This is a genomic window from Glaciimonas sp. PAMC28666, from assembly GCF_016917355.1.
Taxonomy (GTDB): domain Bacteria; phylum Pseudomonadota; class Gammaproteobacteria; order Burkholderiales; family Burkholderiaceae_D; genus Glaciimonas.
On sequence record NZ_CP070304.1, the window covers coordinates 2,313,697 to 2,330,065 of the forward strand.

Annotated in this window: 10 protein-coding genes and 4 tRNA genes; all 14 read left to right on the top strand. The window is 50.4% G+C overall.

The annotated features are described in order from the left end of the window. Positions 1 to 133: 133 nt before the first annotated feature. The 14 genes from JQN73_RS09820 (at position 134) to rpoC (ending at position 16,149) form a co-directional block, all read left to right on the top strand. Entirely contained in the window at positions 134 to 1,360 is a 1,227-nt protein-coding gene (locus tag JQN73_RS09820) for a gamma-glutamyl-gamma-aminobutyrate hydrolase family protein (protein ID WP_205322863.1), read from the top strand. A gap of 190 nt (positions 1,361 to 1,550) precedes the next feature. Then, a tRNA-Tyr gene (locus JQN73_RS09825) sits at positions 1,551 to 1,636 on the top strand. Positions 1,637 to 1,701: 65 nt separating this feature from the next. Next, positions 1,702 to 1,775, top strand: a tRNA-Gly gene (locus JQN73_RS09830). A 116-nt stretch (positions 1,776 to 1,891) separates the two neighbouring features. Continuing rightward, positions 1,892 to 1,966 (top strand) — tRNA-Thr (locus JQN73_RS09835). A gap of 146 nt (positions 1,967 to 2,112) precedes the next feature. Then, the gene (gene tuf, locus JQN73_RS09840) at positions 2,113 to 3,312 is read left to right on the top strand and encodes an elongation factor Tu (RefSeq protein ID WP_205322864.1); all 1,200 of its coding nucleotides are present in this window, start codon (positions 2,113 to 2,115) and stop codon (positions 3,310 to 3,312) included. A 143-nt stretch (positions 3,313 to 3,455) separates the two neighbouring features. After that, positions 3,456 to 3,531, top strand: a tRNA-Trp gene (locus JQN73_RS09845). 39 nt (positions 3,532 to 3,570) lie between these two features. Continuing rightward, positions 3,571 to 3,951, top strand: a complete 381-nt coding sequence (gene secE, locus JQN73_RS09850; RefSeq protein WP_205322865.1) for a preprotein translocase subunit SecE — start codon at positions 3,571 to 3,573, stop codon at positions 3,949 to 3,951. 71 nt (positions 3,952 to 4,022) lie between these two features. Further along, positions 4,023 to 4,559 carry a transcription termination/antitermination protein NusG gene (gene nusG / locus JQN73_RS09855; protein ID WP_370446503.1) on the top strand — a complete coding sequence of 179 codons (537 nt, stop codon included), beginning with the start codon at positions 4,023 to 4,025 and terminating at the stop codon, positions 4,557 to 4,559. A 233-nt stretch (positions 4,560 to 4,792) separates the two neighbouring features. Beyond that, complete coding sequence (gene rplK, locus JQN73_RS09860) at positions 4,793 to 5,224, top strand: 50S ribosomal protein L11 (protein ID WP_168057399.1); 432 nt, start codon at positions 4,793 to 4,795, stop codon at positions 5,222 to 5,224. Beyond that, complete coding sequence (gene rplA, locus JQN73_RS09865) at positions 5,224 to 5,919, top strand: 50S ribosomal protein L1 (RefSeq protein WP_205322866.1); 696 nt, start codon at positions 5,224 to 5,226, stop codon at positions 5,917 to 5,919. Before rplK ends, rplA begins: the two co-directional genes overlap by 1 nt. A 359-nt stretch (positions 5,920 to 6,278) precedes the next feature. Next, entirely contained in the window at positions 6,279 to 6,815 is a 537-nt protein-coding gene (gene rplJ, locus JQN73_RS09870) for a 50S ribosomal protein L10 (protein ID WP_205322867.1), read from the top strand. Positions 6,816 to 6,898: 83 nt separating this feature from the next. After that, on the top strand, positions 6,899 to 7,273 hold the full coding sequence (rplL, locus tag JQN73_RS09875; protein ID WP_205322868.1) for a 50S ribosomal protein L7/L12: 375 nt from the start codon (positions 6,899 to 6,901) through the stop codon (positions 7,271 to 7,273). Between the two features lie 322 nt (positions 7,274 to 7,595). Then, on the top strand, positions 7,596 to 11,702 hold the full coding sequence (gene rpoB, locus JQN73_RS09880; protein WP_205322869.1) for a DNA-directed RNA polymerase subunit beta: 4,107 nt from the start codon (positions 7,596 to 7,598) through the stop codon (positions 11,700 to 11,702). A gap of 205 nt (positions 11,703 to 11,907) precedes the next feature. Continuing rightward, a complete protein-coding gene (gene rpoC, locus JQN73_RS09885; protein WP_205322870.1) occupies positions 11,908 to 16,149 on the top strand; it encodes a DNA-directed RNA polymerase subunit beta' in 4,242 nt (1,413 codons plus the stop codon). The last annotated feature ends 220 nt before the right edge of the window (positions 16,150 to 16,369 follow it).

A 16,369-nucleotide genomic window follows, 5' to 3' on the forward strand; every position in this document is an offset into this window, starting at 1 on the left:
AGCGTGATTAATATTACGCTGAGTGACCAACGTAGAGCCGCAACTTAAAATGAGGAACAGCGAATTTTAGCCGCTACGGATAGTTTTGCCATGGCGATAGTCTACTTATATTCCATCTTAAGTTTTCCACATCATGACCGATATAAAAAAAACTGAGCCAATATTACCTCCTTCTACCAGTCCCGATGCCGCTGCTACAGATCCCGTTGAGCAGGCCTTACCGCCCAATGCGTTGGTGACAACGCCGCATGCGCCGGTCAAAGCATCTGCCGAATCGGCTCCCGAACAGGTCCCCGAATCGGCTTCGATGCCTGCTAAACCTCAAACAGAAACTGCCAAACCAGCTATAGAATCGGCTGGTACGCCTCCCGAACCGGTCACGCCGCCGCCCGAAGCGCCAACCATCAAGACGGTGAAAGCACCAGAACAACCAACGGTCTACACCAGCTTAGGCCAAACTGGTAGCGGGACGTTTGGCGCGCGCGCGGATGATGCTCCATGGACGCAGACCTGGAAGTTGATTGCGGCGCGGGTTAGGGCGATATCGGACAAGGCCGGCCGTCGCATGATGCAGCGCACGCTGAAAATAGGTGTTTCTGCACGTATTTTTCATCCAGAGGAAGGTGCGAAAGGGCTGCGCGGACGCACTTTGCAATACCTTGAAGAGTCAATTGCGCAATGGGTGATGTCCCGTGATGTGCTGGTTTTTATGATACCGACCGTGAACACCAACGGGCTTGTCCACCCGAGCAGCATTCGCTTGCGAGACTACGCCAAGCACCTGGATGGCCTGGTATTGCAAGGTGGTGCGGACGTTTCCCCGCAAAGTTATGCCGAAGCGGCTACGCGTCCGGAATGGGGAGGGGACCGGGTACGCGATATGTACGAACTTGAACTGTTGCACGAATTTATTGAGGCCGGGAAGCCTGTGCTCGGTATTTGCAGGGGCTGTCAATTGATTAACGTCGCCTTGGGCGGCACCCTATATCAAGACATCGCTACCGATGTACCAACTTCTATCGTCCACGTTAATGAAGAATATGATCGCCTACACCACGCGATTCAGTTTCCTCCGGGGTCGTCGTTAGCAACCCTGTTTGCGTCCGATAGCGAAACGCGCAAAGAATGGGTGGTGAATTCGATACATCATCAGGCCGTCAAAGATTTAGGGCGCGATCTTTCCGTTGAGGCGGTTTCCGGTGTCGATAACATCACCGAGGCTATCCGATATCGCAAAGCGCCTTTCGTCATGGGGTTGCAATGGCACCCGGAATTCCATCGCGCTGGCGGCCCGGAGTTGCTTGATTGCACGCCTATTTTAGATGGATTTTTACGCGCAGCACGGGAAACCCGTTTCTAAATGGCACATTTGTAAAAAATATGACTATTTTTTGAGGTAGCGCTTGTCTATTTGAAAATCTTCGTTGTATACTGTTGGGCTTGGCTTCCAGAGACAAAGCTGTTTGATTTATTTTGAAACTATTTCATGGTGAATCAACAGTAGTGGTTGACAAAGTCAAGAGCTTTCACTATAGTCTTGGGTTCCGTGCGGAGGGGTGGTCGAGTGGTTAATGGCAGCAGACTGTAAATCTGCCCTCTTGCGAGTACGCTGGTTCGAATCCAGCCCCCTCCACCATTGCCGGAAGTAGTGAAATTTAGTTGTGCAAAGCAAAAAAGTGTTGTGGTTGAAGAAATGATCTCGCGGGTGTAGCTCAATGGTAGAGCAGAAGCCTTCCAAGCTTACGACGAGGGTTCGATTCCCTTCACCCGCTCCAGTTAGGTAGTAACAAGAGCCTGGTTATACGTTCTTGGCAGTACATGAGTTGCAAGCATGTTTTCAAGTTTATAAGTTGAGCGTGATGCTGTGAGTCTTCGGCACACGAGCAACATTGCCCTTGTAGCTCAGTGGTAGAGCACTCCCTTGGTAAGGGAGAGGCCACGTGTTCGATCCACGTCAAGGGCACCAGCTATTCAGTTTGTTCAGTTTGTTTGCTGTGCCCGAATCAGTGTGACGTCAGCGCTGAGTTCTCTGATTTAGTCAATCGTAGTATTCAATATAATGCAGTCGGGCGCGTGCCTGAACATCCTCATCAAATCTTTAGGAGTTCCAAGATGGCAAAGAGCAAATTTGAGCGGACCAAGCCGCACGTCAACGTCGGTACGATTGGTCACGTTGATCATGGTAAAACCACCCTGACTGCAGCAATTTCAAAAGTGCTGACCAAGAAATTCGGCGGCGACATGCGCGATTTCAGCACGATTGACTCGGCTCCTGAAGAGCGCGCACGTGGTATTACTATTAATACTTCGCACGTAGAATACGAAACAGCGAATCGCCATTACGCGCACGTTGACTGCCCAGGCCATGCTGATTATGTTAAAAACATGATTACTGGTGCTGCTCAGATGGATGGTGCGATTTTGGTATGTTCGGCTGCTGATGGTCCAATGCCACAAACGCGTGAGCACATCCTGTTGGCGCGTCAAGTTGGTGTGCCATACGTGATCGTATTTTTGAACAAAGTAGACATGGTCGACGACGCTGAGTTGCTCGAGCTGGTTGAAATGGAAGTGCGTGAGTTATTGAGCAAGTACGATTTCCCAGGCGACGATCTGCCGATCATCCAGGGTTCAGCGAAGCTGGCACTGGAAGGCGACACAGGTCCGTTGGGCGAAGAAGCGATCATGAAACTGGCCGATGCGTTGGATAGCTACATTCCAACCCCGGAGCGCGCAGTTGACGGTGCCTTCTTGCTGCCAGTGGAAGATGTATTCTCGATCTCGGGTCGCGGTACTGTTGTAACTGGCCGTATTGAGCGCGGTATTGTGAAAGTTGGCGAAGAGCTGGAAATCATCGGCATCCGCGACACACAAAAGACGACTTGTACTGGTGTTGAAATGTTCCGTAAGCTGCTGGACCAAGGTCAAGCTGGCGATAACGTTGGTGTGTTGTTGCGCGGTACCAAGCGTGAAGACGTAGAGCGCGGTCAAGTTCTGGCAAAGCCAGGTTCGATCAAGCCACACAAGCATTTCACTGGTGAGATCTATGTGTTGTCGAAAGATGAAGGCGGTCGTCATACTCCGTTCTTCAACAACTATCGTCCACAGTTCTATTTCCGTACTACAGACGTTACCGGTTCGATCGCTTTGCCAGAAGGTAAAGAAATGGTCATGCCAGGCGATAACGTCTCCATCACTGTGATGTTGATTAACCCAATCGCGATGGAAGAAGGCTTGCGCTTCGCTATTCGTGAAGGTGGTCGTACAGTTGGCGCCGGTGTTGTTGCCAAGATCCTGCCAGATCCACAATAAGTTAGTTAGACGCGCCGCAACTCTGGATTTATCCGTCTTGCGGCGTCAATGTCTCAGCAAATAGTGGTTGTAAGGTAGTGAAGTTAGTTAAGTGTAGTCAGATGAGCTAACAAGCCAGATAGCTCATTGAAGTGTTAAGCGTTAGGGGTGTAGCTCAATTGGCAGAGCGCCGGTCTCCAAAACCGGAGGTTGGGGGTTCGATGCCCTCCGCCCCTGCCACCGATTCAGGTGTAGGGTACTGAAAGTATAAATCCAAGTATGTCTAACCACCCTGTGCAAACAGTCAGCCCATCCGGCGATAAGCTCAAAGTAGTATTGGCAGTATTAGCTGTCGTCGCCGGCATAGTCGGCTTTTATTTTTTGTCGGACAAGCCAAGCTTGGTACGTGCAAGTGTTTTAGTCGCCGGTTTACTCGTCGCGATTGCCTTGGCATGGACCTCCACGCAAGGCCGCGGATTCTTAACTTTCGCGAAAGAAGCAATCCGCGAAACTAAAAAGGTGGTTTGGCCGACCCGCAAAGAAGCGATGCAGATTACTGCGATCGTATTTGTCTTTGTGTTGGTAATGGCAATTTTCCTGTGGGGCACCGATAAGCTCCTTGAGGTTCTGTTGTACGACGTGATTTTGGGTTGGAAATAATAATGAGCGAAAGCACACAAGACGACGCACAAGCAACGCCGGTCGAAGTAACGACACCGGCGTCTGCGCCTATGGGCAAGAAGCGCTGGTATGTTGTGCACGCCTATTCTGGCATGGAAAAAAGCGTGATGCGTGCGCTCACCGAACGTGCTGAACGTGCCGGTATGCAAGACCAGTTTGGCCAGATTTTGGTGCCGACAGAAGAAGTAATTGAAGTTAAGAATGGTCAAAAATCAGTAACGGAACGTCGTTTTTTCCCAGGCTATGTTCTGGTTGAAATGGAAATGACCGACGAAACATGGCATTTGGTCAAGAACACAAATAAAGTAACCGGTTTTATCGGTGGCAAGTCAAACAAGCCTACCCCGATTCCGCAGCACGAAGTCGACAAAATCATGCAGCAAATGCAAGATGGTGTCGAAAAGCCGCGTCCAAAAGTATTGTACGAAGTTGGCGAACTGGTACGTATTAAAGATGGTCCATTCACTGATTTCAACGGCAACGTCGAAGAAGTCAATTATGAAAAGTCACGCGTACGTGTGACGGTCACCATTTTTGGTCGCGCTACACCGGTTGAGCTGGAATTCGGTCAGGTTGAAAAAGTCTGATAGCGTCCCAATATAAATGTGCAATGTGACCGATGTGATCATCGGCTGACGTAAAAGAGCTTTAAGGACGGCTGGTATTGCCGGCCCGGATATAAAAATTTGTAAGGCGCGCCAGGCGAAGCGCGGTAAGTTCTTAGAATTTACAGATTCGCTGCTATTAGTAAGAGAGGAGCCCAATTAGGTCAGGAAACTGGCCGAAAAGGCGCTAACACTCAATCAACGCAGGAGCCATCATGGCAAAGAAAATTATTGGTTTTATCAAGCTGCAAGTTCCAGCTGGTAAAGCAAACCCGTCCCCTCCGATTGGTCCAGCACTGGGTCAGCGCGGCCTAAACATTATGGAGTTCTGCAAAGCGTTTAACGCCCAGACTCAAGGTGTTGAGCCAGGTCTGCCAATTCCAGTTGTGATCACAGCATTTGCGGATAAGTCCTTCACGTTCATCATGAAGACGCCTCCTGCAACTATTTTGATCAAAAAAGCTGCTGGTATCACTAAGGGTTCGGCTAAGCCGCATACCGACAAGGTTGGCTCGATCACTCGTCAACAAGCTGAAGATATCGCTACTCAGAAGAAGCCCGACCTCACTGGCGCTGATCTGGAAGCTGCCGTGCGTACTATCGCCGGCTCCGCTCGTTCAATGGGCATCACGGTAGAGGGTCTGTAATGGCTAAGTTAACTAAACGCGTAAAAGCAATCAAAGCAAAAATTGACACTACTAAGGCTTATCCATTCGATAACGCCATCGTTTTGATCAAAGAATGCGCAACTGCCAAGTTCAATGAGTCGATCGACGTGTCCGTCCAACTGGGCGTTGATGCAAAGAAATCGGATCAAGTTGTTCGTGGTTCTGTCGTATTGCCAGCCGGTACAGGTAAAAGCGTTCGTGTAGCTGTTTTTGCTTCTGGCGAAAAAGCTGAGCAAGCTAAAGCTGCTGGTGCAGATATCGTTGGTATGGAAGACCTGGCTGAGCAAATCAAAGCCGGTAACATGCCTTTCGATATCGTTATCGCTTCGCCAGATACCATGCGTATCGTTGGTACACTGGGTCAGATCCTGGGACCACGTGGCCTGATGCCTAACCCGAAAGTCGGTACTGTTACTCCTGACGTTGCTACTGCAGTTAAAAATGCAAAAGCTGGTCAAGTGCAATACCGTACTGACAAAGGCGGTATCATTCACGCAACAATCGGTCGTAAATCGTTCAGCGATGCTGATCTGAAATCGAATCTGTTGGCACTGATCGATGCATTAGCTAAAGCTAAGCCAACAACCAGCAAAGGTGTTTACCTGCGCAAGGTTTCGCTGTCTTCAACGATGGGTGCTGGTATCCGCGTTGAGCAAGCAAGCCTGGTTGCTTAATTACTGAATCAAGTCCTGACGCCGCCGTGACCGTGCAATTTATGCGGTCGCTGGCGCGTCCGGCGAATCTTTGGGCTAGATCGTCATTGTCAACGATGATGACGGTGTAGACAATCAAAGACCGTTGGGCGGCGTGCATGCAAGCTGATGCACAAAGTTAAAATGTCAGATGGCGATACGTTATCTGGACCCCAGCGCAGATGGTGCACCCGAACAAGTTTTGTAGTCTCAACACTGCTGCGTTATTTATAGCGCGCTGGTACTGAACTCCTAACTTCGGACGCCGTGTTCGAACCGATGTGAGGTGAGTAGCCACTTGCGGCTATGTTGTTACTGAGCATCATTTATGGAGGTTGATCTTGAGTCTCAATCTGAATGACAAAAAGGCCGTTGTAGCCGAAGTTTCTGCAAAAGTGAAAGCTGCGCAGACTATCGTCTTGGCCGAATACCGTGGCATCCAGGTTAGTCACTTGACGCAACTGCGCGCCAATGCGCGTACCCAAGGTGTGTATTTGCGTGTATTGAAAAATACATTAGCACGTCGCGCCGTTGAAGGTACCGCTTTTGCTGAACTCGCAAATGAAATGACCGGTCCGTTGATCTATTCGATCTCGGTCGATGCCGTTGCTGCTGCTAAAGTCCTTGCTGACTTTGCAAAAACCAACGACAAACTGGTCCTCAAAGCGGGTAACTTCGCAGGCAAATCGCTTGATAAAGCGGCTGTCGTAGCGTTGGCAAATATCCCTAGTCGTGAAGTTCTGCTGGCCCAGGTTGTGGGCATGATGCAAGCTCCGATTTCCGGATTTGTGCGTGGTTTGGCTGCTTTAGCAGCGAAAAAAGAAGCCGACGCCGGCGTAGTTGCTGGCGAAGTTGCAGTCGAAGAAGTTGCCGCTTAACCTTAGTTAAGTAGTGTTCTCGACGCTTTTTTCAGCGTTAGTACTAATCAGATGTTGTTATTAAATAAATTTAGGAGTTTCACATGGCACTTGACAAAGACGCAATCCTGGACGCAGTTGGCGCCCTGACCGTTTTGGAATTGAATGACCTGGTTAAGGCATTCGAAGAGAAGTTTGGCGTTTCAGCTGCAGCTGTTGCTGTTGCTGGTGGCGCTGCTGGCGGCGGCGCTGCTGCTGCTGAAGAGCAAACTGAGTTCACAGTTATCCTGACTGAATTCGGTGCGAACAAAGTTGGCGTAATTAAAGCAGTTCGTGAAATCACTGGTCTTGGCTTGAAAGAAGCTAAAGATCTGGTTGACGGCGCACCGAAGCCAGTTAAAGAAGCTGTTTCTAAAGCAGATGCTGAAGCAGCACAGAAGAAATTGGTTGAAGCTGGCGCGAAAGCGGAAATCAAGTAATTCTGATTTCACAGTGCATCTCCGCCAAGGAGATGCAGGAGTCAAAGTGCAGAATCCCCCGAAAGTGGGGGTTCGGCTTTGGCTCCTTTGTCGTTTTCGATTTTATTGTTGTTATAAGTTTTACTCGGTCTGCCAGGTTGATCCTTGACCCGGTTAAGCGTTCTTTTGCAGCCAAGCTCGAAGGGCTGACACTTGAGGTTTCGTAGCTGTTAAGTTTTTTAGGTTCTCTTAGTGGCTAGCAGATGTCGCTAGCTATCCGATAGTGCTATTTAATTTATCGAATCCTGAATTGTCTATCCTTCCTGTCACTCACGGAGTGTCCATGCATTACTCATTTACTGAGAAAAAACGCATTCGCAAATCTTTTGCGAAACGTGCGAATGTTCATCAAGTTCCCTTCCTGCTGGCAACTCAGCTCGAATCCTATCTGGGCTTTTTGCAACAAGACAAAGTACCGTCTCAACGCAAAAACGAAGGCTTGCAATCTGCCTTTTCGTCCATTTTCCCTATCGTTTCGCACAACGGATTTGCGCGTCTCGAATTCCTGTCGTATGTCCTCGGTGATCCACCGTTCGACGTGAAGGAATGTCAACAGCGTGGTTTGACGTTCGCGTCACCTCTGCGTGCCAAGGTGCGTCTGGTTATTCTTGATAAAGAATCACCAACCAAGCCGGTCGTCAAGGAAATGAAAGAGCAAGAAGTCTACATGGGCGAACTGCCTTTGATGACGACTACTGGTTCTTTTGTGATTAACGGCACCGAGCGCGTTATCGTGTCGCAGTTGCATCGTTCCCCCGGCGTGTTCTTTGAACATGACCGCGGCAAAACCCACTCGTCCGGTAAACTGCTATTTTCTGCACGTATCATTCCTTACCGCGGTTCATGGCTTGACTTCGAATTCGATCCAAAAGACATCTTGTTCTTCCGTGTCGACCGTCGTCGTAAGATGCCTGTCACGATTCTGCTAAAAGCAATCGGCATGTCGGTTGAGCAGATTCTGGCTAACTTCTTCGTCTTCGACAATTTCGCTTTGCGCAATGAAGGCGCGGAGATGGAATTCGTCGCTGAGCGCTTGCGCGGTGAAGTCGCACGTTTTGATATCGTTGATAAAGCTGGCAACGCATTGGTCGCAAAAGACAAGCGGATCAACTCAAAGCACGTTCGCGACATCGAAGCAGCTGGGATCAAGACGATTTCGGTTCCTGAAGACTATTTGTTGGGTCGGGTATTGGCACGTAACATCGTCGATGAAGACACCGGCGAAGTGGTCGCCAACGCAAACGACGAGCTGACAGAAGAGTTGCTGGCCAAGTTACGCGAAGCGGACATCGCTGCAATTCAGACGTTGTACACCAATGATCTGGATCAAGGTGGTTACATCTCGCAAACATTGCGCAGCGATGACACTAACGATCAAATGGCCGCAAAAGTGGCTATTTATCGCATGATGCGTCCTGGCGAACCGCCAACTGAAGATTCAGTTGAAGCGCTGTTCAACGGCCTGTTCTACAACGAAGATCGTTACGATCTGTCGGCTGTTGGTCGTATGAAATTCAACCGTCGTATCGGTCGCGATGAGCTGACCGGCGCGATGACGTTGTCGAACGAAGATGTATTAGCTGTCATTAAGATCTTGGTTGAGCTGCGCAATGGTCGCGGCGAAGTCGATGACATCGATCATTTGGGTAATCGTCGCGTACGTTGTGTTGGTGAGTTGGCAGAAAATCAATTCCGTGCTGGTCTGGTTCGGGTTGAGCGCGCAGTCAAAGAGCGTCTGGGCCAAGCTGAAGCTGACAATTTGATGCCGCATGATCTGATCAACTCCAAGCCGATTTCGGCCGCAATTCGTGAGTTCTTCGGTTCGTCGCAATTGTCGCAGTTTATGGATCAAACCAATCCGTTGTCGGAAATTACCCACAAGCGCCGTATTTCGGCACTTGGACCCGGTGGTCTGACACGTGAACGTGCTGGTTTTGAAGTCCGTGACGTACATCCAACCCACTATGGTCGTGTGTGCCCGATTGAGACACCGGAAGGTCCGAACATTGGACTGATCAACTCGCTGGCGCTGTATGCGCGCTTGAATGAGTACGGTTTCCTCGAGACACCATACCGCAAGGTTGTAGATAGCAAAATCACTGAGCAGGTCGATTTCCTGTCCGCGATTGAAGAAGGTCGTTACATCATCGCCCAGGCGAATGCGACCATCGACAAATCGGGCAAGTTGTCGGATGAATTGGTTTCGGCGCGTGAAGCGGGTGAAACAATTCTGGTATCGCCAGAACGTGTTCAATACATGGACGTGGCGACTGGTCAGGTCGTTTCGGTAGCGGCTTCGTTGATTCCGTTCCTGGAACACGATGATGCAAACCGTGCGTTGATGGGTGCCAACATGCAGCGTCAGGCAGTTCCTTGTCTGCGCCCGGAAACAGCATTGGTTGGTACCGGCATTGAACGTACTGTTGCGATTGACTCCGGCACTACGGTACAGGCGTTGCGAGGCGGTATCGTTGATTACGTCGATGCTGGTCGTGTCGTGATTCGGGTCAACGATGAAGAAGCGTTGGCGGGTGAAGTCGGTGTTGATATTTACAACCTGATCAAATACACCCGTTCGAATCAAAACACCAACATCAACCAACGTCCTATCGTTGAAGTGGGTGACCGCGTCGCCAAGCTGGACGTGATCGCTGACGGTGCATCGACGGATCTGGGCGAATTGGCTCTGGGTCAAAACATGCTCGTGGCGTTTATGCCATGGAACGGCTACAACTTCGAAGATTCGATTCTGATCTCCGAAAAAGTGGTTGCTGACGATCGTTACACTTCGATTCATATCGAAGAGTTGTCGGTGGTTGCACGCGACACCAAACTGGGCGCTGAAGAAATCACCCGCGACATCTCGAACCTGGCTGAAAATCAGCTGGCGCGTCTTGATGAAGCAGGGATTGTGTACATCGGTGCAGAAGTTGAAGCTGGCGATACATTGGTTGGTAAAGTGACGCCTAAGGGTGAAACTCAATTGACACCAGAAGAAAAACTGCTGCGTGCGATTTTTGGTGAAAAAGCATCAGACGTTAAAGATACTTCGCTGCGCGTGCCATCGGGCATGGTCGGTACCGTTATCGACGTGCAAGTATTTACACGCGAAGGTATTGTGCGCGACAAACGTGCGCAGCAAATTATTGATGACGAGCTGAAGCGCTATCGTCTCGACCTGAACGATCAGTTGCGGATTGTCGAAGGCGATGCCTTTGAACGTCTGGAACGTATGTTGATCGGTAAAGTCGTCAACGGTGGTCCGAAGAAGTTGGCCAAAGGCGCCAAGTTGACCAAGGAATACCTGGCCGATCTGGATAAATACCATTGGTTCGATATTCGTCCATCGGATGATCCGACTGCTATCGCTCTGGAAGCCATCAAGGAATCCATCGCTGAAAAACGTCATCAGTTTGATCTGGCGTTTGAAGAAAAGCGTAAGAAGCTGACACAAGGCGATGAGCTGCAGCCTGGCGTGCAAAAAATGGTCAAGGTTTATCTGGCTGTTAAGCGTCGTCTGCAACCTGGTGACAAAATGGCGGGTCGTCACGGTAATAAGGGTGTGGTTTCACGCATTCTGCCGATTGAAGACATGCCACATATGGCAGATGGTACGCCAGCTGACATCGTATTGAATCCGCTGGGCGTTCCATCACGGATGAACATCGGTCAGGTGTTGGAAGTCCATCTGGGTTGGGCCGCTAAGGGTCTTGGTCTGCGTATCGGCGAAATGCTGAAAGCGCAAACCGCGATTGCCGAGCTGCGTCAGTTCCTCAACACGATTTATAACGAATCGGGCAAAGTTGAAGATCTGGACAGCATGAGCGACGACGAGATCCTGCGTTTGGCCGCTAACCTGAAAAAAGGTGTGACTTTCGCAACGCCGGTGTTTGACGGTGCGAACGAAGCCGAAATCAACCGTATGCTGAATCTGGCTTATCCAGATGCAGTTGCCAAGCAGCTTGGCATGACGCCATCGAAGAATCAGGTCACGATGTATGACGGTCGTACTGGTGAAGCGTTTGAGCGTAGTGTCACGGTTGGCTACATGCATTACCTGAAACTGCACCATCTGGTCGATGACAAGATGCATGCACGTTCCACCGGTCCGTACTCGCTGGTTACGCAGCAACCGTTGGGTGGTAAAGCGCAATTCGGTGGTCAGCGCTTCGGTGAGATGGAAGTGTGGGCACTGGAAGCGTACGGCGCATCGTATGTACTGCAAGAAATGCTGACAGTTAAATCAGATGACGTGAACGGTCGTACCAAGGTTTATGAAAATCTGGTCAAGGGCGACCATGTTATCGAAGCCGGTATGCCGGAATCTTTCAACGTGCTGTTGAAAGAAATCCGTTCGCTCGGTATCGATATGGATCTTGATCGCGATTAAATCGGTTTGATTTGATCCACGATTGTGGTCCATTGTGGGACAGGGTATGCGGCTCCGAAAGGTGCCAAATGACACTGTCCCACAACTGATTCAGCCAGCAGCTAAAAGGTCGGTGAAAGTTGTCCCTTATTTGTGAATAATGAGAGGAACGGCCCACCGCACTAACAAAAGAATTTAGTTTTTTCACGCCAACCTGGAGTGATACATGAAAGCACTGCTCGATTTATTCAAGCAAGTTCAGCAAAATGAACAGTTCGACGCGATCAAAATTGGTCTTGCGTCACCAGATAAAATCCGTTCATGGTCTTATGGTGAAGTAAAAAAGCCAGAAACCATCAACTATCGTACCTTCAAGCCTGAGCGCGACGGTCTGTTTTGCGCCAAGATTTTTGGCCCGATCAAAGACTACGAATGCCTGTGCGGCAAGTACAAGCGTCTGAAGCATCGCGGTGTTATCTGCGAAAAGTGTGGCGTTGAAGTCACGCTGGCAAAAGTGCGTCGTGAGCGCATGGGCCACATTGAACTGGCATCGCCAACCGCACATATCTGGTTCCTGAAATCGCTGCCGTCACGTCTGGGTATGGTCCTCGACATGACATTGCGGGACATCGAACGCGTGTTGTATTTTGAAGCGTACGTTATCACTGATCCAGGCATGACGCCGTTAAAGCGTTGCCAGATCATGTCGGAAGACGACTTCGCAGCCAAATACGAAGAATACGGCGACGATTTCACCGCATTCATGGGTGCCGAAGGTATCCGTGAACTGCTGCGTGCAATTGATATCGACCGCGAAGCCGAGACTTTGCGCCAGGACTTGAAAGATTCCAAGTCGGAAGCCAAAATCAAGAAATACTCCAAACGTCTAAAAGTGCTGGAAGCGTTCCAGCGTTCGGGTATCAAGCCGGACTGGATGATCATGGAAGTGTTGCCAGTGTTGCCGCCGGAATTGCGTCCGCTGGTACCGCTGGATGGTGGTCGTTTCGCCACATCGGATCTGAACGACCTGTATCGTCGCGTCATTAACCGTAATAATCGTCTGAAGCGCCTGATGGAATTGCGCGCGCCGGAAATCATTACGCGTAATGAAAAGCGGATGTTGCAGGAAGCGGTCGATTCGTTGCTGGATAACGGTCGTCGCGGTAAGGCAATGACTGGCGCCAACAAGCGTCCATTGAAGTCATTGGCTGAAATGATTAAGGGTAAGGGCGGTCGTTTCCGTCAAAACTTGTTGGGTAAGCGCGTCGATTACTCTGGTCGTTCGGTGATTGTGGTTGGTCCACAACTGAAATTGCATCAGTGCGGCTTGCCGAAATTGATGGCCTTGGAATTATTCAAGCCGTTCATTTTCAACAAGCTTGAAGTAATGGGTATCGCCAGCACCATCAAAGCAGCAAAAAAGGAAGTTGAAAATCAAACTTCTGTGGTGTGGGACATTCTGGAAGAAGTGATCCGTGAACATCCGGTCATGTTGAACCGTGCACCGACATTGCATCGTTTAGGTATCCAGGCGTTTGAGCCGGTCCTGATCGAAGGTAAAGCGATTCAGTTGCATCCGCTGGTCTGCGCCGCATTTAACGCCGACTTTGACGGTGACCAAATGGCGGTCCACGTTCCACTGTCGATCGAAGCGCAGATGGAAGCGCGTACGCTGATGCTGGCGTCGAACAACATTTTGTTCCCATCGAACGGCGAGCCATCGATCGTTCCTTCGCAAGATATCGTGTTGGGTCTGTACTACGCTACTCGCGAACAGATCAACGGTAAGAACGAAGGCATGATGTTCCCGGACGTTTCAGAAGCGATCCGTGCGTATGACAACAAGGAAGTCGAACTGACAACCCGTGTCACCGTGCGTATTACTGAATATCCGAAGGATCTGGTAACCGGTGAGTTCGTCAAGACCATCAAGCGGTACGAAACCACCGTTGGCCGTGCGATCCTGTCAGAGATTCTGCCTAAGGGTCTGCCATTCACCGTACTGAACCGTGCGTTGAAGAAGAAAGAAATTTCAAAGCTGATCAACACTTCGTTCCGTAAGTGTGGTTTGCGTGCGACCGTTGTTTTCGCCGATCAATTGATGCAGTCAGGTTTCCGTTTGGCGACCCGTGCCGGTATCTCGATCTGCGTTGACGATATGTTGGTACCGCCGCAAAAAGTCACACTGATCGCCACCGCAGAGCAAGAAGTTAAACAGATCGAACAGCAATATTCGTCCGGTTTGGTGACTGCTGGCGAACGTTATAACAAAGTGGTTGATATCTGGGGCAAGGCCGGTGATGACGTCGGCAAGGCCATGATGGAACAGCTGAAGGTTGAAGACGTGGTTCGCCGCGACGGCACCAAAGGCACACAAGAATCGTTCAACGCCATTTACATGATGGCCGACTCCGGTGCGCGTGGTTCTGCAGCACAGATTCGTCAGTTGGCCGGTATGCGTGGTCTGATGGCGAAACCGGATGGTTCGATTATTGAAACGCCGATCACCGCGAACTTCCGCGAAGGTCTGAACGTTTTGCAGTACTTTATTTCCACCCACGGTGCGCGTAAAGGTCTGGCCGATACGGCATTGAAGACAGCGAATTCAGGTTACCTGACACGTCGTCTGGTTGACGTTACCCAAGATCTGGTTGTGATCGAAGATGATTGCGGCACATCGAACGGTGCGGTCATGAAGGCAATGGTTGAAGGTGGTGAAGTCATCGAAGCGTTGCGCGACCGTATTCTTGGTCGTGTTGCTGCAAACGACATCGTCAATCCTGAAACGCAAGCAACATTGTACGAATCCGGCACATTGCTGGACGAAGATTCCGTCGAAGAGATCGAACGTCTCGGTATCGACGAAGTCAAGGTCCGTACACCGCTGACATGTGACACACGCTATGGCCTGTGCGCACAATGTTACGGTCGTGATCTGGGTCGCGGTTCGTTGGTCAATGCCGGCGAAGCAGTCGGTGTGATCGCGGCGCAGTCGATTGGTGAGCCGGGTACACAGCTGACCATGCGTACGTTCCACATTGGTGGTGCAGCATCCCGTGCCGCAGTGGCGTCAAGCGTTGAAGCCAAGTCGAACGGTATTGTGCGCTTTACAGCAACCATGCGTTACGTCACCAACGGTAAGAACGAGTTGATCGTTATTTCCCGTTCGGGCGAAGTGCTGATTACTGATGACCATGGTCGTGAGCGTGAGCGTCATAAAGTGCCTTACGGCGCAACCATGATCGTCAACGACGGCATGACAATCAAGGCCGGCGCAACATTGGCAACATGGGATCCGCTGACACGTCCGATCATTACCGAGTACACCGGTACTGTGAAGTTTGAAAACGTTGAAGAAGGTTCGACCGTTGCACGTCAGATCGATGAAGTAACCGGTCTGTCAACATTGGTTGTTATCGATGCTAAACGTCGCGGCTCTGTGACAAAAACCGTTCGTCCGCAAGTTAAATTGTTGAACGAACAAGAACAAGAAGTGAAGATCTCCGGCACCGAACACGCTGTGACGATTGGTTTCCAGGTTGGCGCGTTGATTACCGTGAAAGACGGTCAGCAAGTACACGTTGGTGAAGTACTGGCACGTATTCCGACTGAATCGCAAAAAACACGTGACATTACCGGTGGTTTGCCGCGTGTTGCTGAGTTGTTTGAAGCGCGTTCACCGAAAGACGCCGGTATGTTGGCTGAGGTAACCGGTACCGTTGCATTCGGTAAGGAAACCAAAGGTAAGCAACGTCTGGAAATCACAGACATGGATGGCAACAAGCATGAGTTCCTGATTACCAAGGACAAACAAGTGCTGGTCCATGACGGTCAAGTGGTGAACAAGGGTGAAATGATTGTTGACGGTCCAGCCGATCCACAAGACATTCTGCGCCTGTTGGGTATCGAAGCGTTGGCACGTTACATCGTTGACGAAGTACAGGACGTGTATCGTCTGCAGGGTGTGAAGATCAATGACAAGCACATTGAAGTGATCGTCCGTCAGATGCTGCGTCGGGTTCAGATCGTTGATGCTGGTGATGCAAATTACATCACTGGTGAACAAGTTGAGCGTTCAGAGTTGCTCGATGAAAACGACCGCGTTACAGCTGCAGGCAAGATTCCAGCGACTTACGAAAACGTATTGCTGGGTATTACCAAGGCATCGTTGTCGACTGACTCGTTCATTTCTGCTGCATCGTTCCAGGAGACAACACGTGTCCTGACCGAAGCGGCGATCATGGGCAAACGCGATGGTCTGCGTGGTCTGAAAGAAAACGTCATCGTTGGTCGTCTGATCCCGGCTGGTACGGGTCTGGCTTTCCACCGTGCACGCAAGGAAAAAGACACGTGGGAAGCGGAAGAGCGCACTGCGTTGCTGCAATCTGAGCAACAGGCGCGTAACCTTCAAGCCGAAGCAGAAGTACACGCAGCAGAAACACAGGGAACGACTGACGGCGAAGCTTAATACCTTAGCGTTGTCCCCATAAAAAACGGCACCGGAGAATTTCTCCGGTGCCGTTTTTATTTGTGCGCACCAAACGGTGCATCTAGCGGTATTGGGCCGAATGGTCATTTGGAGCGTTCGGCCTTCACGTCGCAGGAGGAGCAGTAGAAGCAGCAGGCTTAGTAGGCGTATAGGATCGCCTTACATTTCCATTCATCAACAAGGATCAGAAGCTCCAAAC